At 52.7% G+C, this 23928-nt stretch carries 17 protein-coding genes and 1 CRISPR repeat array; of the genes, 6 read left to right on the top strand and 11 right to left on the bottom strand.

Going from position 1 to position 23928, the window contains the following annotated elements:
• Window positions 1-5: 5 nt before the first annotated feature.
• From vgrG to DAQ1742_RS16985, 8 genes are all read right to left on the bottom strand, one after another.
• Window positions 6-1796 (bottom strand): type VI secretion system tip protein VgrG, encoded by a 1791-nt coding sequence (gene vgrG / locus DAQ1742_RS17020; protein ID WP_035344101.1) that lies wholly within the window; start codon window positions 1794-1796, stop codon window positions 6-8.
• Window positions 1797-1831: 35 nt separating this feature from the next.
• Window positions 1832-2476 (bottom strand): CIS tube protein, encoded by a 645-nt coding sequence (locus tag DAQ1742_RS17015; protein WP_035344099.1) that lies wholly within the window; start codon window positions 2474-2476, stop codon window positions 1832-1834.
• 48 nt (window positions 2477-2524) lie between these two features.
• A complete protein-coding gene (locus tag DAQ1742_RS17010) occupies window positions 2525-2707 on the bottom strand; it encodes a hypothetical protein (RefSeq protein ID WP_035344097.1) in 183 nt (60 codons plus the stop codon).
• A 56-nt stretch (window positions 2708-2763) separates the two neighbouring features.
• Window positions 2764-3222, bottom strand: a complete 459-nt coding sequence (locus DAQ1742_RS17005; protein ID WP_035344095.1) for a phage tail protein — start codon at window positions 3220-3222, stop codon at window positions 2764-2766.
• An 89-nt stretch (window positions 3223-3311) separates the two neighbouring features.
• Complete coding sequence (locus DAQ1742_RS17000; protein WP_035344093.1) at window positions 3312-3782, bottom strand: phage tail protein; 471 nt, start codon at window positions 3780-3782, stop codon at window positions 3312-3314.
• Between the two features lie 50 nt (window positions 3783-3832).
• Window positions 3833-5386, bottom strand: a complete 1554-nt coding sequence (locus DAQ1742_RS16995; protein WP_035344091.1) for a phage tail sheath family protein — start codon at window positions 5384-5386, stop codon at window positions 3833-3835.
• Window positions 5387-5480: 94 nt separating this feature from the next.
• The gene (locus DAQ1742_RS16990; RefSeq protein ID WP_035344089.1) at window positions 5481-6302 is read right to left on the bottom strand and encodes a hypothetical protein; all 822 of its coding nucleotides are present in this window, start codon (window positions 6300-6302) and stop codon (window positions 5481-5483) included.
• A 5-nt stretch (window positions 6303-6307) separates the two neighbouring features.
• A complete protein-coding gene (locus DAQ1742_RS16985) occupies window positions 6308-6880 on the bottom strand; it encodes a DUF4255 domain-containing protein (RefSeq protein ID WP_035344087.1) in 573 nt (190 codons plus the stop codon).
• A gap of 329 nt (window positions 6881-7209) precedes the next feature.
• Between DAQ1742_RS16985 and DAQ1742_RS16980 the strand changes: the two genes are divergently transcribed.
• The 3 genes from DAQ1742_RS16980 (at window position 7210) to DAQ1742_RS16970 (ending at window position 9157) form a co-directional block, all read left to right on the top strand.
• Window positions 7210-7719, top strand: a complete 510-nt coding sequence (locus tag DAQ1742_RS16980; RefSeq protein WP_035344085.1) for a hypothetical protein — start codon at window positions 7210-7212, stop codon at window positions 7717-7719.
• Window positions 7720-7907: 188 nt separating this feature from the next.
• Entirely contained in the window at window positions 7908-8537 is a 630-nt protein-coding gene (locus DAQ1742_RS16975) for a Rossmann-fold NAD(P)-binding domain-containing protein (protein ID WP_035346316.1), read from the top strand.
• A 41-nt stretch (window positions 8538-8578) separates the two neighbouring features.
• Complete coding sequence (locus tag DAQ1742_RS16970; protein ID WP_035344083.1) at window positions 8579-9157, top strand: flavin reductase family protein; 579 nt, start codon at window positions 8579-8581, stop codon at window positions 9155-9157.
• Window positions 9158-9303: 146 nt separating this feature from the next.
• On the opposite strand, the gene DAQ1742_RS16965 is transcribed toward DAQ1742_RS16970, so the two are convergent.
• Together DAQ1742_RS16965 and DAQ1742_RS16960 are read right to left on the bottom strand one after the other, a co-directional pair.
• Entirely contained in the window at window positions 9304-11184 is a 1881-nt protein-coding gene (locus DAQ1742_RS16965) for a reverse transcriptase domain-containing protein (RefSeq protein ID WP_035344081.1), read from the bottom strand.
• 614 nt (window positions 11185-11798) lie between these two features.
• The gene (locus DAQ1742_RS16960) at window positions 11799-12359 is read right to left on the bottom strand and encodes a single-stranded DNA-binding protein (protein ID WP_035344079.1); all 561 of its coding nucleotides are present in this window, start codon (window positions 12357-12359) and stop codon (window positions 11799-11801) included.
• 242 nt (window positions 12360-12601) lie between these two features.
• On the opposite strand from DAQ1742_RS16960, the gene uvrA reads away from it, so the two are divergent.
• Window positions 12602-15433: an excinuclease ABC subunit UvrA gene (uvrA, locus tag DAQ1742_RS16955; RefSeq protein WP_035344077.1), complete on the top strand. Its 2832-nt coding sequence runs from the start codon at window positions 12602-12604 to the stop codon at window positions 15431-15433.
• An 82-nt stretch (window positions 15434-15515) separates the two neighbouring features.
• Window positions 15516-15935: a secondary thiamine-phosphate synthase enzyme YjbQ gene (locus tag DAQ1742_RS16950; RefSeq protein ID WP_035344075.1), complete on the top strand. Its 420-nt coding sequence runs from the start codon at window positions 15516-15518 to the stop codon at window positions 15933-15935.
• A gap of 24 nt (window positions 15936-15959) precedes the next feature.
• Here the strand turns inward: DAQ1742_RS16950 and DAQ1742_RS16945 are convergent, their stop codons facing one another.
• Window positions 15960-17570, bottom strand: coding sequence for a sensor domain-containing diguanylate cyclase (locus DAQ1742_RS16945; RefSeq protein ID WP_035344073.1), 1611 nt, complete (start codon window positions 17568-17570; stop codon window positions 15960-15962).
• A gap of 924 nt (window positions 17571-18494) precedes the next feature.
• Between DAQ1742_RS16945 and DAQ1742_RS16940 the strand changes: the two genes are divergently transcribed.
• Window positions 18495-20165 (top strand): methyl-accepting chemotaxis protein, encoded by a 1671-nt coding sequence (locus DAQ1742_RS16940; RefSeq protein ID WP_035346314.1) that lies wholly within the window; start codon window positions 18495-18497, stop codon window positions 20163-20165.
• A 365-nt stretch (window positions 20166-20530) separates the two neighbouring features.
• A CRISPR array of direct repeats spans window positions 20531-23711; the repeat unit is 28 nt; unit sequence TTTCTAAGCTGCCTATCCGGCAGTGAAC.
• Window positions 23712-23928 lie beyond the last annotated feature (217 nt).

Below are 23928 nucleotides of genomic sequence, written 5' to 3'. Positions count from 1 at the left end.
CGGCGTCAGTTGATCATCACGATGCCGCCTTTGACCACCGTCTGGCCGGAGGCGGTCAGTTCGGCGGTGGCCGACCCTTTGGCGCTGAACGCGGTTTTTGCCGACAGGCTGACATTCATGCCCTGTGCGCTCAGGTCGCCTTTGGCGCTGATATCCACCGTGCGCGCGGCATTGAGCGTGATTTGCCCTTTGGCATTGAGCGTGATGTCTTTCGGGCTCTCCAGCGTGATGCCGCTGCCATTGAGCGTGATGCGGTTGCCGTGCTGGTCTTGCAGTGCGACGGTTTTGTCCTTATCGCTGAGCCGCCACTGATTGCCGCCGGGCGTGAGCAGGGTGACGCTTTTCTCCTTGTCATCAAATTGCAGGCTTAACTGGCTGCGGGTGAGCAGGGTTTTCAGGCGGTTTTCGCCCTCAAGCGCCAGCGGCGGCGGGTTTTTACTGCTATAGAGGCTGCCGAGCACCACCGGGTCTGACGGGTTATTGTTGAAATAACCGAGCACCACTTCATCGCCGATTTCCGGCACAAACTGCGCGCCGATACCGCTTGAGGCGTAATAACTGGCCAGGCGCGCCCAGATACCATCATGCTCGGCCTGCATCACCGGCACGCTGACCTGAATGCGGTGCTGTTTTGCCGGGTCGCCGTCAAGCTGTTTGACGATGCCTATCTGCAAGCCTTCTACCGCCGGTAGCAGGCCGCTGGCTGGCGGTGTCGCGAGGTCGCGGTGTTCTGCCGACCACCGCGCGGGCATACCGAAGCTGAGGTGCGTCAGCCACTGGCCGTGCGTTATCTGGTGGCGAATGCCGCTGACATACAGATTGCCGTTAAAGCGTGCACCGACCCCGTTCAGCGCCACCAGCGTGTTCAGGCGCGCCCGCGCCGTGCCCTGGCAGGTTAGCGTGCCGCACAGCCGCGACAGCGCGGATTTCACCTGCTGGCCGCGCGCCCAGTGTTGCAGTGCGCTGGCGCTCAGCGGTGTGGCGCTTTGCAGGCGCACGCCTTCCAGCCCAAGCGCTCCGGCGAGCTTATCCGCGCTGAGATTGCCCTGCTGGCTGACGGATAGCGCGCCTGCCTGCTGTGAGAGCGGTTGCTGGCTGGCCGGATCCCAGCCGACGCTGGTGACCGCGCGAAACTGGTAGCGGGCGTCGATATCGGCATGCAGCGCGATAATATCCTCGCCGTAGGTGAGCGTTAATTGTGGCGAGCCGCTCAGACAGGGCGGTGCGATGGTTATCTGGTTGTCGTCGTTGCATACCACCATTGCGTTGGCCTCGGCGCGGGCGAGCAGAAAATCCCAGTCGGTACAGTAGAATTGCACCAGTTCACTGTGCTGCGCGGCGGTGTGCTCAATGGCGGCGCTGACACCGGCACAGCGGCTGATGAGCTGTTGCCAGATATCGCTGTCGCTCTGTTGCAGGTAGTTGTCGTTGCGCCGCGCCAGCGTCATGCCGATGGCGTTGTCACGGCAGTCGATAACCAGTTGCGGCTGGTTGCCCTCGTCGATGCGAATACCGTGGCGCACAATCACGCCGCTGAAAATGCACTGCTCCTGACTGGCGTAACCGGCGTACAGGCTTAGGGCGTTGCCGGGTAAAAACAGGCTGTCATCACTGAGCGGCAGGCGGTTTTGCGGCATGTCGCCATCGGCCAGCACCACGCGGGCGCGTGCAATACGGTTGACGTGTTTTTCCACCTCGAGGGTGATAATCGGGATGTCGCTGCCGAGCGAGCGCCCATTGCTGTGCAGCGTGCACGTCACCACGCCATCGCTGTTTTTTGCCGGTGAGTCAGCCACAGTCGTTTCCTTTTGTCATGGTGATATCCGCCCGGTTATGCCAGCGGCGGAAAGTAGAGCCGGGTGCCGGGAGTAAGGTGGCACAGCGTATTGAGATCGTTATGACGCGCCACCGCCGGGCAGTAGGCAATGTCCTGATAAATCTGCTGACAAAGCCGGGGCAGGGTGTCACCTTGCTGCACCACCACACAGTGGGTGAGATCCGGCGAGGAGCGATTAGCCCGTAGCGCCTGCTCGCGGCTGTCGAGGTAGCTGTCAAAACGCAGGCTGACGGTGGCGCGCAGCGGCGCACCGGCGGCATCAAACAGCGAGTAGTGAATGGTCAGCCGGGTCAGTCGCCCTTTGAAGGACAGCGTGCCCCAGCTCAGCACCACCACGCTTGGTTCATGTTTGTCACCGACATAGCGATAGACCACCTCTTTTAGCCGGGTGATCTGGCCTGCCACATCGGTTTTGGGCGCAGACTCCACCACGCCGGTGCCATCAATCACAATGTCAAAACCGAGGCTTTCGCTCTGGTAGCTGGCAAAGCCCAGACGTGGCGCGAGGCTGCCCGGCGGGCGGCTGCCGGGGGCCTGATTGCTGTAGTCAATGCCGTGGCTATGGCGCAGCGTCGCCGGGTTCAGCATGACGTCAAACTGCTGTTTTTTATCCAGCGTGCGGATATTCAGTTTTTGCATGACGAGCCTCTGTTAACAGGTGATACGGTGTGGATAGCCCCACGGCGATTAGCGCTCGCGCGGCTGTGCCTGCGTTTGATGAGCCGTATCGTTTACCAGCGGCACAGGCTGGTTATCCTGACCAATGGCAGCAGGCAGGGGGGGCGCTGCTTCATCTGCCACGTTTTCAGGTGCGTTGCCTGAATGGGTGACGTTGGCGTAAATGGTCAATTGCCGTATTTCGATGGTCATATCGCGCTCCATGTGTCAGGGGTGAGAAACAGAAATGGTGTGGTGGCGCAAGTCCGCTATTGCTTGCGCTTACTGCGGCTAAAGCACAGCACAATCTCTTCAACCGCCACCTCGTTGCGGCTGGCATGAAAACGCCCCACCTGCCAGCTAATCGGGTAGGCGTTGTAAAACAGCCAGGTACGCAGCGGGTCGCCCTGTTCATTGAGCAGGCTGATGCTGAGATCTTTAGTGATAATCGCCTGATTAAGCTGCCCTTCCAGACAGCTTTTGCACCAGCGCACCAGCAGCGAGTTGGCCGCCGTCAGCCCGCGGCGCAGGCGCAATGGTTGCTGGCGAATGCCGACCGGCAGGTGATAGACGCTGTTGCCGCCGCCTTCGATAAACGGCTGGGTTTCAAGGTGCGTTTCAATGCCGCTTATCTCTTCAAACGCTTGATCGTCACTGCCGTTATCAATACTGACCCGGAAATAAAATGCCGGGAGCGGCCATTCGTTTTGGGTGCTGGTTTTTTGCATGGCGCTACCTGCCTGTTCATCTTGTTTTTGCCAAGACTGCAATACCGGTGCCCGCCCTGCCGCTCAGAGCCACAGGGCAGGCGCAACGGTTACACGGAGACTTGTAACCCTTCGTGCGCCAGTTCGATGGTTTCTATCGCCACTTCGTTGCCGTCCGATTTCAAATCGGTGCCGCTGACTTTGGTCGGCCAGGCGTTCTTGAGCTTCCAGGTCATCGCCGGGCTGCCGCTCTCGTCGAGTAAATTGATGGTGACGGCGGTGCGGGCAATGGTGTTCATCTTGATTTTGGCAAACCAGTCATAGAAGTGATTGTCTTTGACGAAGATGCCTTTTTTCAGCGTGACATTGCCCGATTTGATAATGCCCGGCATTTTGATGGTGGAAAAAACCGGGCTGTTACCGGCGCGGTATTCGATAATCTGCGCCTCGATATCCAGACCAGTGATTTCCTGAAATGACGCCACCATGCCCGCGCCTGCGCCGCCATCCCATTTCACTTCGAAGTGAAATTTGGGCATCGGCCATACGGTGCCTGACTGCGCTGAACCGTCATCTGCCATGAGTGTTCTCCTTGATGGGGGAAATAAAACGTAAAATCATCCACACAGACTCAGGATTTCTGCATCTGCTGCTGGAAGGTAATTTCGATGAACTCCGCCGGACGGCTGATGGCGACCAGCACCGTGATGCGCAAGATGCCCTCGAGAATGTCTTGCGGCGTCATGGTCTTGCCAAGCCCGACATCGACGCTGTAGGCATCTTCCGGGGAAGAACCGGCCAGCCCGCCGCGTTTCCAGATGCCGAACAGAAAGTTTTCTATCATGCTCTCCATCGACACCCAGGTATTGGCGGTATTCGGTTCAAACACATAGGCTTTGGCCGCCAGCCGGATGGACTCTTCGAGCATGATCATGGTGCGGCGCACGTTCACATAGCGCCAGTCAAGGCTGTTGCCATCCAGCGTGCGCGCGCCCCACACCAGCGTGCCTTCGCCCATAAAGGTGCGCAGTGCATTAATCGATTTCCCCTGGGTGGTGACGTTCAGGTCTTCCTGCTCATCGGCGCTGATGTTGACACTCGGTGACACCACTGCACTCAGGCTGACGTTCGCCGGGGCTTTCCACACGCCGCGGGTGTTATCCACCATGGTGTAGATCCCGGCCATGGCCGCTGCGGGCGGCAGCAGGTTCTGCTGGCGCTTGAGGTTATCGAGCAGGCTTTTATAAACCGGGCTGATGGAGAACAAGGTCTTGTGCAGCAGTGCCTGCTGTGTTTCCCCCTCGCTGGCCGACAGCCTGGCGATTTCATCCAGCATTTGCTGTTTTTTCGCCGCTTTCAGCTTATTGCCGCCGCTGCTTAACTGCTCTTCACTCAGCCCTTCCAGTTCTTTAAAGGCGCTGGTGATTTCTGCCGTGAGCACGCGGGTGAGCTCGTCGGGATTATTGATGTTGGCAAAACTGATATCGCTGTCTTGCACAATTGAGGTGTTTAACCACGGGTAATAGGCGCTGGCGTAATCGAGATAATTGACGCCGAGCTTGTCACGAAACTGGCTGATGCAATCCCCCGCCGGGTCTTGCCGGTCTTGATAGCCCTGCCAGATATCAAGAATGGCGATGCGGTTTCTCATGTTACCGCCGCAGTGCTCCAGCACCGCCTGCTGCACGTTGATGCAGTCATCCTCTTTCAGGCAGACGGCTTCTGGGGTCAGCAGCATGGTGGGTTCCGGCTCTTTGAGTAACGGCGTAATACCCTTTTTCAGCGCGCTGGCATCAATATCGTCCTGATAACTGCCCACCGACACGATATAGCACGGGCCACCGCCATTCTGGAAAAAGAACAGCATGCTGTAATAGAGCAAATAACGGGTATTCGCCAGCGCAAGGGTATAGCTTTTGCCTTCCTGATTAAATGCCGCATCGCCGGGTTGTGTTTCGGTTTTTTCGACAATATCGAATTTATGCAGCGGTGCACCACCGAAATAATGACGAAAGTCAGACATCGACGTAATACGCCACGGTTTATTACGCAGTGAGACGCTGCCATTCTCAGCTTTTTCGGTATAACCGATAAAGGCAGGCACCGCTGTGGCCACTTCCACCACTGAATTCGGAAAGGCATTTTTTTCGACAATATAAACGCCTGGGGTTTTCATTACGCCCATAAGCTATTTCCTTTTGGTTAAACAGTTTCACCATGCGGGTTATTCGCCCGAATAAAGGCGGTGCCGGTTGCGGTGATTGCGTATTTATTTCTTGCTAGTCATTTACAATAATTTCTGCCAGCGTTTCCTGTTGGTTATTGATTGTCATGCGGCATGAATGAAAGGGCGTAGCCACCGGCAATGTATTTCGTAATATTTTCCCCTGTTGATACAGTCGAAAACGATACGGTGATATTTTTTGTATCCACAACGGTTGTCGTGAAATAAACACCTGTGCTGATTGCCCGTTTAATACGGTTTCTGTACCCCAATACTCGAAAATATCGGGGCTATCTTCATCGCCAATATGGCATTGCGCGGTGACATAAGATGCCGTAAACAGATATTTCCAGCGCCGACACGGAGCCTGAAAGGGCACAATACCGCGAGCCTGCTGCCAGCTCGGTTGCTGCGCGGTGTCTGCTGCCGCGTAATGGGCAATCAACGCGGCGATTAACGGTTTATCCAGTTGTACCTCCACCACCCAGTCTGGGCGGCGTACCTGATGAGCAACCGGGGGAGCCACACCATCATGGGCGCTCAGCCTGCTGGCCTGCGATAACGGCGCAGCTCGCTGACAGACAAAATAGTCGTACCCGCGACCGCTGACAGGTTCATGGGCGGTGTAGCAGCAAAACCGCCCATCCGGCATGAAAAACAGCAGTTGCAGCCGGATGTCGTCCGCCTGCGGTAACGCCACGCCATGTGTATCCGCCAGTATGCTGACGCCATAAGGCTGGGGTTTTATCAGCAGCCCGTACTGTGCAGCAATGGCCTGACTGGCGTGTGCCAGCTTGCTGTAAAACGGCACCCGCTCACCGGCGGGGAAAAAACCATGCTCAATGTGCAATTCAAACAGCGTGGCGTAATGGCTCATGTGTGCTAACTCTTGCTGACTGAAACGTCAACCTGACCGACGCTTTCTGCTTGCGACTGAATACTGTGGCTGCCCGCTATCATCACCCGCAGGCGATACACTGTTGACGGTAAATAACGGCTACCCAGCATTTGCCACAGTAAAGCAACGTCTTGACGCGGCAGGTTTTCCATCTCCACTAATATTTGCTCAATAGCGCCATCCATATCTGGGGCGTTATAACGATTAAATTGGGGGTTTTTATGCAGGAACGCCATAGCGTGAGCCAGCATCGTTAATCCTTGAGGATATTGTGTGCCGGTGAAATTTGCCGCCACCATAATATTCACCCGTACATACAATGGCTGGGTGGCCAGCGTATAACGGTTGTTTGACATCATGGCCTGATTGCGGTGCGGCAGCGTCTCCTTTTCGATACCGGCTAAAAATATCACGAGTTTATTTTTGGTGAGCGGAAACATTTTGCCATCGTCATCAGCCGGGTTGGCGATGACGACCAGCTCATCATGCAACTTCAGCATATTCTTTAAATATTGATTTAACTGTTTCGCCAGATAATCAAGAGAGGCGGAAATCATATAGTGTCCTTTATTACCCGCTTTGCTACATTGTCAGCGCGGCGATATGATGAATGAAAACCAGTATTGCTGATGAATAAAATGAGGGGAAGAGTGATCGGATATTTGGCGGGGTAAATAATAATTAAATCCAATTGATGATGGTGTAAGAATTTTTGTTTTAAAAAATACCTCAGAAATCTTTTTGACAACGAATCTCTATGATATTCTTAGGTGATTTTCTGCCTAACCCCGTTGTTTGAATAGAGTCTAAAGTGCATGCTTTTGCCTTTCTTTCATTTCGGGTTGGTATCATTTATTTTTCTTTTATCTGTCTGGAGGCTGTTTACATGACACTTGGTCGCTCTCTGTTTTTTCTCTTAAGCCTTGCTCTCGTTTCATCATACGCAACGGGTGCTGAAAAATGGTTTGATGGTGTTACCTGCAATACTGATATTCCCTCAGCATTAATCGGGCGTCATACGCCAAACGATCGGGTTGTCACTATCGAAGGTAGATACAAAAACATTGGTCTGGAAAATCATGGTGCATTTGGAATTGAAGAGGAGGGCGATCCCTGGACATTGACTTTCTGGCAAATATGCGGCCGAGAATATTTACTGCTTGAACGCCGTAGCGTCGTTAAGGATGTATTGATGTCTCCTTTGCCAAAAGAAAATCCTGCATCGAAAATCGTTTCTTGCGATGTTGACGACACGAATTCTTATAGCACGGCAATTACGTTCATTCCGTCAGAGGAGACGCCGTGGCCAAAACAGGTTAAGCAAGCCTGGATAGTCGATGACAAGAAACTCAAATTCTCGAAAATTGAAGGTAAAAAAATTGTTTGTAACCCATAGCAAAGATTTGAGCTGAATGGATACAACAGGTGAATGCGTTTGTGCAAAACTTGTGTGGTGCGTTCACCTAAGTCAGGACATGCGGCTGATGCCTGATGCATTTATACAATTCAGAGCACGCGCTGTTAGCGTATTTTGCCATTATGGCGATGTCGTTTCGCTCCCTAACCTCAAACAGAGAAATCAGCATGCGATTATTACTGGTCGGCGCAACCGGGCTGGTGGGGCAGCAGGTGTTATTACAGGCGCTGGCTGACTCACGAATTACGCAGGTGGTGACGCCGGTGCGGCGCGCATTACGCCCCCATGAGAAGCTGCTCGCGCCGTTGGTGAATTTTGAACATTTGCCGCAAGACGCCGCGTGGTGGCAGGCGGATGCAGTGATTTGCACGCTCGGCTCCACCATCAAGGCGGCAGGCAGTCAGGCGGCGTTTTACCGGGTCGATCACGACTACCCATTGGCCGTCGCGCGGCTGGCACAAGTGCACGGCACACCGGTCTATGTGTTGAATTCAGCGGCGGGTGCTAACGCCGCCTCGCGTTTTTTCTACAACCGGGTGAAAGGCGAACTGGAGCGCGATCTGGCCGGTGTGGGATTCTCCTCACTCACGCTGGTGCGTCCAGGGTTAATCGGTGGTGAGCGTGACGAGCGTCGGCCCGGTGAATGGGTGGCGCAGCAGTTACTGCGCGCACTACATCCGTTGCTGCCGCCACGCTGGCGTATTAATCCGGCTGATCGCATTGCGGATGCCTTGCTGGCCGCGGCGCTAAAGCCCGCCATTGGCGTGCATGTCATCCCCTCTGCGCAACTGGTGTAAGGTGTCAAGTGAAGGGAAAAGCGCATAACGCAGGAGTGGATATGAAGTGTGAGATGTTACCGGTTGAGCTGGCCAAGGCGTATCGGTTGATTAACCACGGGCCGACGGTGCTGGTGTCTGCCAGTCATGAAGGCATTGATGATGTGATGGCGGCCGCCTGGTGCTGCGGGTTGGATTTCACCCCGGCAAAACTGACAGTGGTGCTGGATAAGGCGAACAAAACCCGCGAGTTGCTGGAAAACAGCGGTTATTTCGCAATTCAGGTGCCGACGGTGGCACAACGGGAATTAACCCATCAGGTTGGCAGCATCAGCCTGCGCGATAACCCGGACAAACTGGCCCGCTGCCAGGTGGACCTGTTTCGTCGCAGCGAGTCGGATGTTCCTCTGGTTAGCGGTTGCGCTGCCTGGCTGTTGTGCAAACTGATCCCTGAACCTCACCACCAGCAAACTTACGATCTCTTTATTGGCGAAGTGATCGGTGCCTGGGCTGACTCACGAGTCTTTAGTGACGGTCACTGGCATTTTGAGGATGCTGACCCTATGTTACGCAGCCTGCACCATGTGGCCGGTGGGCATTATTATGCCATCGGCGATGCGCTGGATATGAAAGAAAAGTGATGATAAAACAACGCCCTGTGAGAACAGGGCGTTGAGAGGCAAGTCAGGCGGGTTAGTTGGGTAGGGTACGTGCGTCCTGACGGATTAGCCGTTACCCCCCACCGAACCGGACTTGCATATTTCTATGCATCCGGCTCTCCATTGGATCAAACAAAGTTTCTTCGGTCTGGCAGTGTTCCTCTGTGAAGGTTGACGTGACAGCTTCGGCAGATCACTAATGTTTTCCTGTTACGGGCAATCATCCGCTTCTTCCAGTTATCTGTACCCGACTTGATATCCTTAAGTTTCCTCACATGGTGGACTTCAAAAGGGCCGGTTCTGGTACCGCAATATTCACATTGGCATGCAGCCATTCTGTCCAGCAATTCAGTTCTACCAGAATATTTATGCGTATTCGGCAATATATCCGGTGAGCTGTGTTTGGGCGCACTCCTGTTTTTGAGTCTAAATACCTCCAACTCATATACCTTTCCATTACGATTTTCCCGATAAACATACCTGCCATCCGCTTGCCTTAACCGCCGCGCGATTTTGGTGCGAGATATCCGATGTTTACCTGCCAGCGTCTTATAAAGACTGTTTTCCCATATCCAATGCAACTTATTGAGATAGAGAACGGGGGCAAGATTGTAGTAATTCGCATAGCCGCGCATTTCGGCGTTGTACTGACCAATGATTTCATAGTCAGACATATGCATCATTGCTGGCCGAGCCGCACTATTACCATATCCGCCATCGTAATTCCCATAGCCACGTAGAGAGCAGAATTTAAGGATTCTTTCCCTCGGTACACCCAGATGGACGTGTTCCGTTATCGTACGTTTTACCGCATGAGTTTTACTTCCATCTGTATTAAGCCCTACAACACATTTGACCTGTTTTCTTTCACGGCGTGTTTTTATTTCGTAACCGAGAAAAGTGAATCCTTTCTTCGGGTCAACAATGCCGGATTTTTCCTTTGATATTTCCAGATGAAGTTCGGATTCAACAAAATCGACAACCTCTTCCATTATCTTTTTTGCCTCGCCTTTACTTCCTATCACACCAATCAGAAAATCATCAGCATATCGAACATAGCGCATTCTTTTGAATTCAGTATCATCCATAATAACACTGGATAGTGTACGCAATTGTTTCTCCAGTTCATCCGCTTCATGTTTCCATTTTTGGATTTTCTGCTCATCAGCAGGCATTCCTGAAGCGCCGAAACCTTGCCTGATCCATTTAATACGATTTGCCCGGTTTTGTAGTGCTCTTCTGTATATGGGATTGGGTTTCCTCCGTCCTCCTTTGCCGAACTCGGTGATTCTATTTTTCATAAATTCATCAAGCTCGTGGAGAAATACGTTGGCAAGAATAGGGGAGATAATTCCACCTTGTGGTGTTCCGCTATGAGTGCCAAAGTAACGCCAGTTGTCCAGATAGCCAGCTTTCAGGAACTTCTTGAGAAGCACCAGAAATTTGTTATCAGCGATCCGCTTGCTCAGGAATTTCAGCAGCAGATCGTGGTCAATGTTGTCGAAGTAACCTTTGATATCAACATCACATACCCATTTTGTTCCTTTCCAACCGTTTCTGATTTCTTTTAATGCAGAATGACAGGAACGCTCAGGCCTGAATCCATAGCTCCAGTCGCTAAAAACCGGTTCATAGATCTCTTCCAATAACATTCTCATTACTTCCTGTATTAATTTATCGTCTCCAGTTGGAATACCTAATGGACGTTTCTTTCCATTCGGTTTTCGGGCATCTTTAGGTATGTGCGTGCGCCTACAAGGTTTGGGTATGTACGAACCTGAGTCTATGAGATGAATAAGACTGATAATCCTGTCCACACTCATTCCATCCATCGTATTATTATTTATTCCTCTCGTCATGGCTCCCGAATTGGAATAAATATTAGCATAAGCTTGTGCCCAAAGATCTTTATTACTGCACATGATTTTATGCAGCTTCTTGATCTTATAACCTTGTATACTGGCTTTGTTTATACCACTTAGAGCATTGAGTGTTCTCTGTGATAGCACTGACTATCGAACCTCGCTTCTATTAGTATAGATCCAACTGACTCCCTTCCCCCTTACGAATATAATTTCATTGATAATTGCTTATCAGTTTATATATATTTTTCAGATTGGTTAGCAAATTGCGACTCCATTACAGAGCTACATTGGGTACTACGGAGTCTCCGTTACCATATTGGTTAATTACTTAACCAACTTAGGTAATCCCGTATTTCTTTGTAGTCAAGGTGCATCCCACTTAGGTTTCACTTACGTTCAATTACCACTCTCACCGAGCAGGTGCCAATATTGTTGGATATAGTAACCTTCTAAAAATAATTACTATAAATATTGGTATGACTCCTAAATAACCGTGAGCCATCGATATCCCGAAACCCACTATGAACTATGATTCAACCAATCAGGCTTAACCATATGGGATTTGCAATGGCTGGCGCAAAGTAGGTTATTTCCCCGCAACCAGCCTTTTCCTGACATGCTACACTCCCCTCCCTCTTTCGAGGTTCAAACCCATTACTGGGTAAGGATAAGTCAGGCTTGCAATAGGCACTCCAACAGCCTATGATTAATTCAATAAATCGAATTAACCACTTGATTTACAAAGCAAAACGGCGCACTCAGAACGGAATGTCGTCGTCAAAATCCATTGGCGGTTCGTTGCCCGGCATCGGCGCGCTTTGCTGCGGCCGGGACTGAGCACCACCGCTGAACTGGTTGGCTTGCTGCGGCTGTTGCGGTTGACCCCAACCACCTTGTGGCGCGTTACCGCCCATCGCGTTACCCATATTGCCGCCGCCCATGTTGCCACCCGCAGGTGCCCCGCCGCCGCTGCGGCCACCCAGCATCTGCATGCTGCCGGAAACATCGACCACCACTTCGGTGGTGTAACGGTCTTGCCCACTTTGATCCTGCCATTTGCGGGTGCGCAACTGGCCTTCGATATACACCTGAGAGCCTTTACGCAGATATTCACCGGCGATTTCTGCCAGCTTGCCGTAAAGGGCTACGCGGTGCCACTCGGTGCGCTCTTTCTGCTCGCCGGTTTGCTTATCGCGCCAGCTGTCCGACGTGGCCAGAGTCAGGTTGGCGACTGCGCCGCCGTTCGGCATGTAGCGAACTTCCGGGTCTTGACCCAGATTGCCGATAAGAATCACTTTGTTAACGCCTCTGCTGGCCATGTTGGTGTCTCCTGAAAAATCACTTTTTTAAAGTTTAAGCGAGCAATTCTATCACGCCACCGTGACAGATAATACCCGCGAGCCGTGCCGCATTCTTTTTTCCCCGGTGATGAAAATTGCCGTCAGATACTGGATATCCATTCAGTTTTGTTTGTGCCATAATCGATCGTTTCTACTGGCTTTCTTTGGCATACAGCCGCTGTGCCGGGGCCAACACTGTGTCTTTTGCGGGAAAAGTGTGCATGGATAAGATAGAAATTCGTGGTGCCCGAACCCATAACCTGAAGAACATTAACCTGGTGATTCCGCGCGATAAACTGATTGTCGTGACCGGGTTATCGGGTTCCGGCAAATCCTCGCTGGCGTTTGACACGCTGTATGCCGAAGGGCAGCGCCGTTATGTCGAGTCGCTGTCAGCTTATGCGCGTCAGTTCCTGTCGCTGATGGAAAAACCGGATGTAGACCACATCGAAGGGCTGTCGCCCGCCATTTCCATCGAGCAGAAATCCACATCGCATAACCCGCGGTCTACCGTGGGCACCATTACTGAAATTCATGATTACCTGCGTTTGCTGTTTGCCCGCGTCGGCGAGCCGCGTTGCCCGCAGCACGATATTCCGCTGGATGCCCAGACCGTCAGCCAGATGGTGGATAACGTGCTGGCCCAGCCGGAAGGCAAGCGGCTGATGCTGTTGGCACCTATCGTGAAAGATCGCAAAGGTGAACACACCAAGACACTGGAAAACCTGGCGACGCAGGGCTATATCCGTGCCCGCATCGACGGTGAAGTGTGCGATCTCTCCGATCCGCCGAAACTGGAATTGCAGAAAAAACACACCATCGACGTGGTGGTCGATCGTTTCAAGGTGCGTGAGGATCTGGCACAGCGCCTCGCTGAGTCATTTGAAACCGCACTGGAGCTTTCCGGGGGCTCCGTCGTGGTGGCGGACATGGATGACCCTCATGCGCCGGAACTGCTGTTCTCCGCCAATTTTGCCTGCCCGGTGTGCGGCTATAGCATGCATGAGCTGGAGCCGCGGCTGTTTTCCTTTAACAACCCGGCGGGAGCCTGCCCGAGCTGTGACGGGCTGGGCGTGCAGCAGTTTTTTGACCCGGCGCGCGTGGTGCAAAACGGCGAGCTGTCACTGGCCGGTGGCGCGATTCGCGGCTGGGATCGCCGCAATTTCTACTATTTTCAGATGCTGCGTTCGCTGGCAGAGCACTATGAGTTTGACGTTGAAGCGCCGTTCGACAGCCTTGGCGCATCGATTCAGAAAGTGATTCTGTACGGTTCCGGCAAAGAAAATATCGAATTTAAGTACATCAACGATCGCGGTGATACCTCGGTGCGCCGTCATCCGTTCGAAGGGGTGCTCAATAATATGGAGCGCCGCTACAAGGAAACCGAATCGACCGCGGTGCGCGAGGAACTGGCAAAGTTCATCAGCAACCGGCCCTGCGCCAGCTGTCACGGTACGCGTCTGCGTGAAGAGGCGCGCCACGTCTATGTGGAGCAGACCACGCTGCCGCAGATTGCCGACATGAGCATCGGCCATGCGCTGACCTTTTTCGAAAACATCAAACTGAGCGGCCAGCGGGCGAAAATCGCCGAAAAAGTGCTGAAAGAAATCGGCGACAGGCTGCGTTTTCTGGTTAACGTGGGGCTGAATTACCTGTCGCTGTCGCGCTCGGCGGAAACCTTGTCCGGCGGTGAGGCGCAGCGTATTCGTCTGGCCAGCCAGATTGGTGCCGGGCTGGTGGGCGTGATGTACGTGCTCGATGAGCCGTCTATCGGTTTGCACCAGCGCGACAACGAACGCCTGCTGGAAACCTTGATCCACCTGCGTAATCTCGGCAATACGGTTATCGTGGTGGAGCACGATGAAGATGCGATTCGCGCCGCTGACCACATTATCGATATTGGCCCCGGCGCAGGCGTGCACGGCGGGCAGGTGATCGCCGAAGGTACGGCAGCGCAGATCATGGCGACGCCGGAATCGCTGACCGGCCAGTTCCTGAGTGGCGCACGTAAAATCGAGATCCCGGCGCAGCGCGTACAGGGCGATCCCTCGAAGGTGTTAAAACTGATTGGCGCGCGCGGCAACAACCTCAAAGACGTGACCCTGACGCTGCCGGTCGGGCTGTTCACCTGTATTACCGGGGTGTCCGGCTCGGGGAAATCGACGCTGATTAACGATACACTGTTCCCGATTGCCCAGCGCCAGCTTAACGGCGGCGAGCTGAACGAACCGGCACCGTACCGCGAGATCCAGGGGCTGGAGCATTTCGACAAGGTGATTGACATCGATCAAAGCCCAATTGGCCGCACGCCGCGCTCCAACCCGGCCACCTACACCGGTGTGTTCACGCCGATCCGCGAATTGTTCGCCGGTGTGCCGGAAGCGCGCAGCCGTGGCTATAACCCCGGCCGTTTCAGTTTTAACGTGCGCGGCGGTCGCTGTGAAGCCTGCCAGGGCGATGGGGTGATCAAGGTGGAAATGCATTTTCTGCCAGATATTTACGTGCCCTGTGACCAGTGCAAAGGCAAACGCTATAACCGCGAAACGCTGGAGATCAAATACAAGGGCAAGAGCATCCATGAAGTGCTGGAGATGACCATCGAAGATGCCCGCGAGTTCTTTGATGCCATTCCGGCGCTGGCGCGTAAGCTGCAAACGCTAATCGACGTCGGTTTGTCTTACATCCGGCTGGGGCAGTCGGCCACCACCTTGTCCGGCGGCGAAGCACAGCGCGTGAAACTGGCGCGTGAGCTGTCAAAACGCGGCACCGGCCAGACGCTGTATATTCTGGACGAGCCGACCACCGGGCTGCACTTTGCCGACATCCAGCAACTGCTCGAGGTATTGCATCAGTTGCGTGACCAGGGCAACACCATTGTGGTGATTGAGCACAATCTGGATGTGATCAAAACCGCTGACTGGATTGTCGATCTGGGGCCGGAAGGGGGCAGCGGCGGCGGCGAGATTCTGGTGTCCGGCACGCCGGAAACGGTGGCGCAGTGCGAACAATCCCACACTGCCCGGTTCCTGAAACCGATTCTGGATCGGGGTTAGTCCCGCCAGCAAGATGAGGTTTGTTAAGCGCGGCGAGCCGCGCTTTTTTATGCCAATCACTCACCACCGCAGGAGACGTGAAATGTGGAAACAATACGATATTCGGCTTAAACCCCGCGCCCGTGGTTTTCATTTGATAACCGATGACGTGCTGGAGCCGGTGACAGATTTACGTAATGTGAAAGTCGGGCTGCTGCATGTGTTTATCTGCCACACGTCGGCGTCGTTGACGGTCAATGAAAATGCCGACCCCACGGTGCGCCAGGATTTCGAGAACTTCTTTAACCAGCTGGTGGCGGAAGACGAGCCTTATTATCGCCACACCGATGAAGGCAGTGATGATATGCCCGCGCACCTGAAAAGCAGCCTGCTTGGCAGCAGCCTGACGCTGCCGGTGCGCAACGGCCGGTTGCATGTTGGCACCTGGCAGGGCATTTACCTGTGTGAACACCGCAACCACGGCGGCAGCCGCTCGCTGGTGGTGACGTTACAGGGCGAATAAAAGGGAATAATAAGCGGCGGGCCATCAATGCTGGATAAGCGAGATGTCATCCGAGAGGTAATCCACCACCACCCGGTTTCGCCCTGTATTTTTGGCTTTATACAACGCGTTATCCGCGATTTTCAGCGCGGCATCCAGTGATGATTTTTGCGGGTTGAAGGTGGTCACGCCAAGCGAAATGGTTATCTGGCGTAGCGGGGCATCGGGCAGGTAGGTGGTGCTGGCAACCGTATTACGCAAGCGCTCGGCAATCACGCTGGTGATATGAATGTCGGCTCCTGGCAGCAGGATAACAAACTCTTCTCCGCCGATGCGACATACCAGATCGGTCTTGCGGAAGTTTTTGCGTATTTGCTGACTGAGCTTGCGGATCACCTCATCACCCATGTCGTGGCCGAACGAGTCGTTTACCGATTTAAAATGATCGATATCAATCGCGATCACTGAGATCTTTTTGTATTCATTGCGGATCTCCTCAAGGCTTTCCTGCATTCCCCTACGGTTCAGCATGCCGGAAAGCGGGTCGGTATGCGCTTCGGAACTTAACCTGCCGATGCGTTTATGCAGCAGTACGGTGCCCATCAGCAGCACCCGTTTTAACTGCTCAATTTCCAGATACCAGGCGTTGACGGCTTTGATCTTGCTGATCACCCCCGGTTGTTCCATGGTGCTGGCAGATTTGGCCAACTGGCGCAGCGGTCTGGCGATGTAAAACGCCAGAATCGTCAGCGCCAGCAGCGTGATAAGCCCAAGCGGCGTTCCCTGACGCAATACACTGAACATCACGTTATTGAGCGCTTCTTCCATTGAGTGGAACGACTGTTGGGTGATAATAATCCAGTCTGCTTTTTGTGTGCGTATATAGGTTGCCGGTGAGGGAATGCCTTGCTCATCCGGCATCATAAAATCGCCTTTGGGCGGTGTGCTCTGTCTATCCATCAGGCGTGACAGCGACAGTCGCGTGCCAATCTTCGCCGTATCGTGGTGATAAATAATGGTACCGCTATTATCAACAACGTAAGTGTTGAAGCTATCGTTACTAAATTGGGTATTCATAAATTCATTGAGTATGCGACGATTATTCAGATAGAGCGACCCGCCGATATACCCAAGGTAATTCCCGCTTTCATCAATAATCGGGTAAGAAATAAAAATAATATAATTGCCGCGCGGTGAAACAAACGGCGAGCTAATGAAAAAGCGTTTTGACTGTAATGTTTTCTGCTGTTCCTGACTGTTGAGTATCACGCCCGCCAGATTGAGCGACGGGGGAGAGGCGGCGATCACCCGGCTATTTTCTGTGACCACCAGCATCGAGTTAAAACGATGACTGAGCTGATGGATGCGTTGCAGCTCGGTTTGCAATTGCAAGACATTACCCGTCTGAATATTTCGGGTAATCAATCTGGCGCTGTAGGCCAGTTGCTCTTCCGAGGCTGAAAAAAAAGTATCGACGGTGGAGGCTAACTTGGCAGAGTAACTGGCATTCACTTTAAAAGCCTGCTCAACAAGCAGTTTTTTCTGAACGTGATAAATGGCGAGATAACTATTCAGCAGTGTGGTGAACATACTGGCAAGCGACATGAACAGGATTAAATGCAACAAATTAATTCGCAGCAGTTTCTTTATTCGCATTGTCGTTATCGTTACCTGCTTCGTATTGAAGTACACCTGCCGAAAAATGAAATGATCCCAGGTCTTCGCCGGGTTTGGATATCCTATCAGTGGCAGATATCAATCTGTTTTGGGCATCATCGAAGGTTTGACGTAACGATACAAACCGGACAGAAACCGACCCGCGACTGGTTCATTTCATAAGCGGGATGACACCGTGCTTGTGCCACACTGAACCGGGTATTGCTAAGTTAACATGCTTATAGTGCTGTTTAAGTAATAGTCAATGGTTAAAATAGTGTCAACCTGCGTGGGGTGAATTTTTACGTGCTCAGCAGTGCCTGGCGTGCTCACACGCCTGGCACAAGGTGTGATTCTTGCTGGTCTGGCATGGTTTTTGGCCTGCTTTTTTCATATCACTGGCTTATTGTTTATTAAGTTACTGTTAGCGTGTTAATTGCATTGTGTAGCCGGGTTGTGTGTTTTGTGTTTTTATTGTTGCTATTTCCGATCAATAAACAGTTATTGATAGTTTTATTCTATTTTTGGTCTTTATTTGAATGTTTTTATCGATCGAACCATAAAGGTTGTTAGAATGGATTGCGGGTAAAGATCAGGGAACGGTTTCGTGTGCATACAATGGCAACAGATGAATGATAATTCAGTATCCGGTTGTGTTCTGGCGTTATTCCAGCGCCTTTTAATTTATGTTGTTTTTGTCTTAATCACTGAGGAAAAGAAATGGCTTTTGTCTGTTAACAATAGATAAGAGATATTTCATCGTGATGGCTGACCGGTAAAAACCGCTAAACGCCGGTAGATTGTTGGCGCTTTTTATCACAACTATTGACGGCCCGGAACGTAGCCCGCCATGTTTGCCCAAGCTTAGCCCTGAAAGTTATCTGTATGGCGTTTTATTCTTAACAAAGGAGTGAGGAGCTAATGATACGTTTATCTGACTGGCGGATTGGTGCACGCCTGGGGGCGGGGTTCTCAGCACTGGCGGCGATGCTGCTGATTGTCGGTGTGCTGGCAATAATCAAGTTGGCGAATTTTCATGATAATGCCCGCGATATTGTTCAGGATATTTATCCGCAAACAGTGGATGCAAATGACCTGATTGAAAATGTGAATGAAGGTGTCAGAGTTTTTCAGCAATTATTACTGGTTTCTGGTGATGAAAAAATTAATGCTGTTATTGAACAGATTCCCTCAGTTTCTCAGGAAATAACCCGTCTAATGGGTAAACTGGAAAAACAGGCGGATCAATCCAATAATTCCAGAGTCAAACAAGTTATTAGTGATATTCGCACCATTCGGGCCGACTTTCTTAATTCGGGCCAAAAAATCATTGCACTGGTCAAAGCCGGGGAGCGTGACAGGGCTATTAATGAATTTAACGATCGCCTGAATCCGACACAAAAAGCCTATCGCAAGGCGGTACGCCAACTGGTGGATTATCAGGACGATGTCATGATGGGAACCGTGGCAAACATGTCTGCCACGTACCATGACATCCGGCTGGTGTTGCTGGCTATTCTGGCCGCTGGCGTGGTGCTCAGCGGCTGGATAGCGCTGGCGATCACCCGCAGCGTCACCCAACCGATTCAGCAGGCTCTGATGATGGCAGACCGCGTTTCGCAAGGCGACCTCACCTTACACATTGCCACCGATCGCAAAGATGAAGCAGGTCAACTGCTGCATGCGCTCGATAACATGAATGCCAGCCTGCACCAGATTGTCGGGCAGGTGCGCGATGGCGCACAGGCGATTTCCAGCGCTGCCTCACAAATTGCCGCCGGGAATCAGGACTTATCTTCCCGCACCGAAGAGCAGGCAAGCTCACTCGAACAGACTGCCGCCTCAATGGAGGAACTGGTTTCCACCATCAAGAACACGGCAGACAACACGCATCAGGCGACGGCGATTGCCAACCAGGCCTCGTCGGCGGCGCAGCGCAGCGGCGAGGTGATGCTTTCTGTCACCCATAAAATGCGTGGCATTCGTGGCGCGTCTCAGCGCATGGCGGAAATCATCAGCGTGATTGACGGCATCGCCTTTCAGACCAACATTCTGGCGCTCAATGCCGCCGTTGAAGCCGCCCGCGCCGGTGAGCAGGGGCGAGGGTTTGCCGTGGTGGCAGGCGAGGTGCGTTCGCTGGCTCAGCGCAGTGCCACCGCCGCGAAAGAAATCAAAGAGCTGATTGATGACTCGGTAGACAAAATTCAGGAGGGGATGGCGCTGGTGGATAACGCCGAGTCCACCATGAGCAGCCTGACCAGCCACGTCAACGATGTGCACAGCATCATCAATGAAATTGCGCAGGCCAGCCATGAGCAAAGCGATGGCATGAGCCAGATTAATATCGCCGTCGGGCAGATAGACACCACCACCCAGCAAAATGCGGCGCTGGTTGAACAGGCGGCATCTGCCGCGTTGTCGTTACAGTCGCAAGCCTCGCTGCTGGCCGAGGCGGTCAGCGCATTTCGCCTGATGCCGCAAGGCAACAGCGGCGCAACGTCGCCAACCCGTCAGCCAGCGATGTTATCTCCGGCGCTGCCGGAAAAACGGGCGGCGGCGGTGGCGGGTAGCAATGGTGATTGGACGTCGTTTTGATATTGTCCTTTCCCGGGCGTTAGATAGTGAGGTTTATCGGTAGAGTGAGGGTTTCGTGCGTGATTAACCGCATTGTTTCTTTGCGGCTTTATCGCACGCACGACAAGGAGAGGTGCAAGCGCCACCTCTCCTTGACCTCTGGCTGAGTGGCTAAACTACGCCGCTGGCGCGGTGCCTTCGGCGTTCGCCTTCGCTATTCGGACCGCCCATTACGCGTTCCTTACGCGGAATGGGCTTGCACGGCCTCCATGCCGTGCATCCGGCGAAGTTGCCCACCTCAGCGTAGTTTTAACGCCAGTAACACCGTCAACCGCTGCCTACCCGGCAGTGAACGGGCCGAACATTATGTGCTGGTGGATATCATCTTTCTAAGCTGCCTACTCGGCAGTGAACAAAAAATCTCTGATATCACAAGAGATTTACATTTCTAAGCTGCCTATCCGGCAGTGAACCCGTCTCAGCGCTGCCGGTCATAATGTCCGTCTTTCTAAGCTGCCTATCCGGCAGTGAACGGCATCACCGCTGTATTGCCCGGCGCGAACTGTTTCTAAGCTGCCTATCCGGCAGTGAACTCCCGCCGTCGCCGTTCGTCCACACGTCTATTTTTCTAAGCTGCCTATCCGGCAGTGAACCCGCAGCAGCACAAGCGGCGATTGAATTTGTCTTTCTAAGCTGCCTATCCGGCAGTGAACCTGATTTGAACTCACTGACCTCGCGAGCTGAATTTCTAAGCTGCCTATCCGGCAGTGAACGGGATTCATTGCGATATTTTAGCGGTTAATCTTTTCTAAGCTGCCTATCCGGCAGTGAACGGGCGGAATGATGACCCATTCGCCGCTATCGCTTTCTAAGCTGCCTATCCGGCAGTGAACGAGTGCTGAGTAAGGTGTATCGTCATGGTAAATTTCTAAGCTGCCTATCCGGCAGTGAACTTTTGTAGGTAGGTAGGACTGTTGCATCCAGCTTTCTAAGCTGCCTATCCGGCAGTGAACTCGTTGCCGCTGCCGCTGCCGCTGCCGCTGCCGCTGCCGCTGCCGGTGTCGGGTACAACACTGTTTCTAAGCTGCCTATCCGGCAGTGAACACGACGGAAATGCTGTCGTGCCGGTAATGCGTTTTCTAAGCTGCCTATCCGGCAGTGAACTTTCACCAGGTCTGGCATGGAGCCTTCCGGGCTTTCTAAGCTGCCTATCCGGCAGTGAACACCCGGCGTAGCTCACAAGAACCGCCCCTGTATTTCTAAGCTGCCTATCCGGCAGTGAACAACCTCAGCGGGCCAGACAGTTTCCTGCACATCTTTCTAAGCTGCCTATCCGGCAGTGAACGAACATCGTCGGATTCACTCTGAATGGCATCATTTCTAAGCTGCCTATCCGGCAGTGAACGAGCTGATCGGGGCTAATCTGACACGCAATCATTTCTAAGCTGCCTATCCGGCAGTGAACCGATTTAATACCTCGACGATTTCGCGACACTCTTTCTAAGCTGCCTATCCGGCAGTGAACGAGGTAGCCGCCGACAGACAGCCCCTCTGGCATTTCTAAGCTGCCTATCCGGCAGTGAACTTCAGCGCCAGTCCGCGGCCCATCATATTGATTTTCTAAGCTGCCTATCCGGCAGTGAACGTGCCACCGGCCAAGTCCGCAGCGCCGACGATTTTCTAAGCTGCCTATCCGGCAGTGAACGGATTGGGCTGGACACAGGAAAGAGCGGCTGATTTCTAAGCTGCCTATCCGGCAGTGAACGGGTAAATAGTGAACACGATGTTTTTGCTAATTTTCTAAGCTGCCTATCCGGCAGTGAACTTGACCGTGACGATAAAATCGTGTGGAAGCGTTTTCTAAGCTGCCTATCCGGCAGTGAACATATTAAATAAATTCAAGTGAGGTTGTAAGATTTTCTAAGCTGCCTATCCGGCAGTGAACATCATCTTTGGTTAGATATATGGTTAGCTCAGTTTCTAAGCTGCCTATCCGGCAGTGAACAAACCGCATTGCCCGTCTGCAAAAAGTCCTCGTTTCTAAGCTGCCTATCCGGCAGTGAACGCGATGCGCCCGGCACATTTCGGCTGGATATCTTTCTAAGCTGCCTATCCGGCAGTGAACATCGAAGTGCTGGACTTCGAAGCCATCCTTCATTTCTAAGCTGCCTATCCGGCAGTGAACTGATGCGCTGGCGTAACAGCAGGTTTTCCAGCTTTCTAAGCTGCCTATCCGGCAGTGAACGTCTTTTGGCTGGCAGTCTCCAGAGTAGTGACTTTCTAAGCTGCCTATCCGGCAGTGAACCCCCGCAGCAGGCAATGGAACGGTCAGTGTGTTTTCTAAGCTGCCTACTCGGCAGTGAACTTCAGACATTCGTTCCGAACCGGCTGGGAATGTTTCTAAGCTGCCTACTCGGCAGTGAACTCCCCGGCGGACGTGGTGCTGGACGATACCCATTTCTAAGCTGCCTACTCGGCAGTGAACTTCACGGTAGAGCCGTCGGTCAGCCAGACGCTTTTCTAAGCTGCCTACTCGGCAGTGAACTGTGCTTGCGACAGGCCAAGTTTTTTTCGCTCTTTCTAAGCTGCCTACTCGGCAGTGAACTCTAAGCTGCCTGTGCGGCAGTGAACGATTTCTCTTTCTAAGCTGCCTACTCGGCAGTGAACCCAACCTGTACGAGTGCATATTCGTGAAGCGCTTTCTAAGCTGCCTACTCGGCAGTGAACTGCCGGGTATTTTCAGGTCTACCACATTGACCTTTCTAAGCTGCCTACTCGGCAGTGAACAGTGCGCTGTCGCTCTCCATCACCGCATCAGCTTTCTAAGCTGCCTACTCGGCAGTGAACCTGGACATTATCGCCGCCAGTTACCCGGCACTTTTCTAAGCTGCCTACTCGGCAGTGAACAGCGCAGACTGGCTGATGCCTGTGGCGACATTTTTCTAAGCTGCCTACTCGGCAGTGAACGCGAACTGGCGTTATCCCCTGACTGTCGAGGTTTTCTAAGCTGCCTACTCGGCAGTGAACCCCTTGGAGTTCTGTCAATAACTGTACGCGATTTTCTAAGCTGCCTACTCGGCAGTGAACAAAACGGCAACGATTACGGCGATGACGTCAGTTTTCTAAGCTGCCTACTCGGCAGTGAACAAAACCGGCTGTTGTATGCGCTGGTTACACTCTTTCTAAGCTGCCTACTCGGCAGTGAACGTCGGTGGCTTTAACCGTCACACCGGCATTCTTTTCTAAGCTGCCTACTCGGCAGTGAACGAGTGCAGGCGGATCAGGCCGTTGGCCATATGTTTCTAAGCTGCCTACTCGGCAGTGAACACACAGAATTTTTACGCATGAAAGGCTCAGCATTTCTAAGCTGCCTACTCGGCAGTGAACTTATCTGTTTATTCGTCAAGCGGTGTTCTTATTTTCTAAGCTGCCTACTCGGCAGTGAACTTTGCGAGTCTCCCAATCGAAATGTGGGGATATTTCTAAGCTGCCTACTCGGCAGTGAACCGGTGATGCTGCAATCGATGCGTTGCAAGCATTTTCTAAGCTGCCTACTCGGCAGTGAACTGTAGCCCGTTGACTCTAACCCGTTGTATTTCTGCCCGCAATTGGCGATTTTCGCTGTCAGACCCTTTTTTTTCGGCTGTCGGTAACTTGTTGATTTTTCAATATCGAAAAAGACAGCGGAAAAAAAGGGTATGAAAATAAGGAAAGTCTTTTTGGCGTCATTCACTTTCCTGCTTGGGTTGTGATAGGTTAATTCTCGTTACTTTCCAGTGTATTA

The sequence above is a fragment of the Dickeya aquatica genome (assembly GCF_900095885.1).
In the GTDB taxonomy this organism is placed as follows: domain Bacteria; phylum Pseudomonadota; class Gammaproteobacteria; order Enterobacterales; family Enterobacteriaceae; genus Dickeya; species Dickeya aquatica.
The sequence above is the reverse complement of the archived record's forward strand: the minus strand, read 5'-3'. Positions and strand labels throughout refer to the sequence as shown.

Excerpts from the sequence above, each read along its gene's own strand:
- DAQ1742_RS17015 (WP_035344099.1), bottom strand. The coding sequence starts at position 2,476 with ATGCAAAAACTGAATATCCGCACGCTGGATAAAAAACAGCAGTTTGAC.
- DAQ1742_RS17010 (WP_035344097.1), bottom strand. The coding sequence starts at position 2,707 with ATGACCATCGAAATACGGCAATTGACCATTTACGCCAACGTCACCCAT.
- DAQ1742_RS17005 (WP_035344095.1), bottom strand. The coding sequence starts at position 3,222 with ATGCAAAAAACCAGCACCCAAAACGAATGGCCGCTCCCGGCATTTTAT.
- DAQ1742_RS17000 (WP_035344093.1), bottom strand. The coding sequence starts at position 3,782 with ATGGCAGATGACGGTTCAGCGCAGTCAGGCACCGTATGGCCGATGCCC.
- DAQ1742_RS16995 (WP_035344091.1), bottom strand. The coding sequence starts at position 5,386 with ATGGGCGTAATGAAAACCCCAGGCGTTTATATTGTCGAAAAAAATGCC.
- DAQ1742_RS16990 (WP_035344089.1), bottom strand. The coding sequence starts at position 6,302 with ATGAGCCATTACGCCACGCTGTTTGAATTGCACATTGAGCATGGTTTT.
- DAQ1742_RS16985 (WP_035344087.1), bottom strand. The coding sequence starts at position 6,880 with ATGATTTCCGCCTCTCTTGATTATCTGGCGAAACAGTTAAATCAATAT.
- DAQ1742_RS16980 (WP_035344085.1), top strand. The coding sequence starts at position 7,210 with ATGACACTTGGTCGCTCTCTGTTTTTTCTCTTAAGCCTTGCTCTCGTT.
- DAQ1742_RS16975 (WP_035346316.1), top strand. The coding sequence starts at position 7,908 with ATGCGATTATTACTGGTCGGCGCAACCGGGCTGGTGGGGCAGCAGGTG.
- DAQ1742_RS16970 (WP_035344083.1), top strand. The coding sequence starts at position 8,579 with ATGAAGTGTGAGATGTTACCGGTTGAGCTGGCCAAGGCGTATCGGTTG.
- DAQ1742_RS16960 (WP_035344079.1), bottom strand. The coding sequence starts at position 12,359 with ATGGCCAGCAGAGGCGTTAACAAAGTGATTCTTATCGGCAATCTGGGT.
- uvrA (WP_035344077.1), top strand. The coding sequence starts at position 12,602 with ATGGATAAGATAGAAATTCGTGGTGCCCGAACCCATAACCTGAAGAAC.
- DAQ1742_RS16950 (WP_035344075.1), top strand. The coding sequence starts at position 15,516 with ATGTGGAAACAATACGATATTCGGCTTAAACCCCGCGCCCGTGGTTTT.
- DAQ1742_RS16945 (WP_035344073.1), bottom strand. The coding sequence starts at position 17,570 with ATGCGAATAAAGAAACTGCTGCGAATTAATTTGTTGCATTTAATCCTG.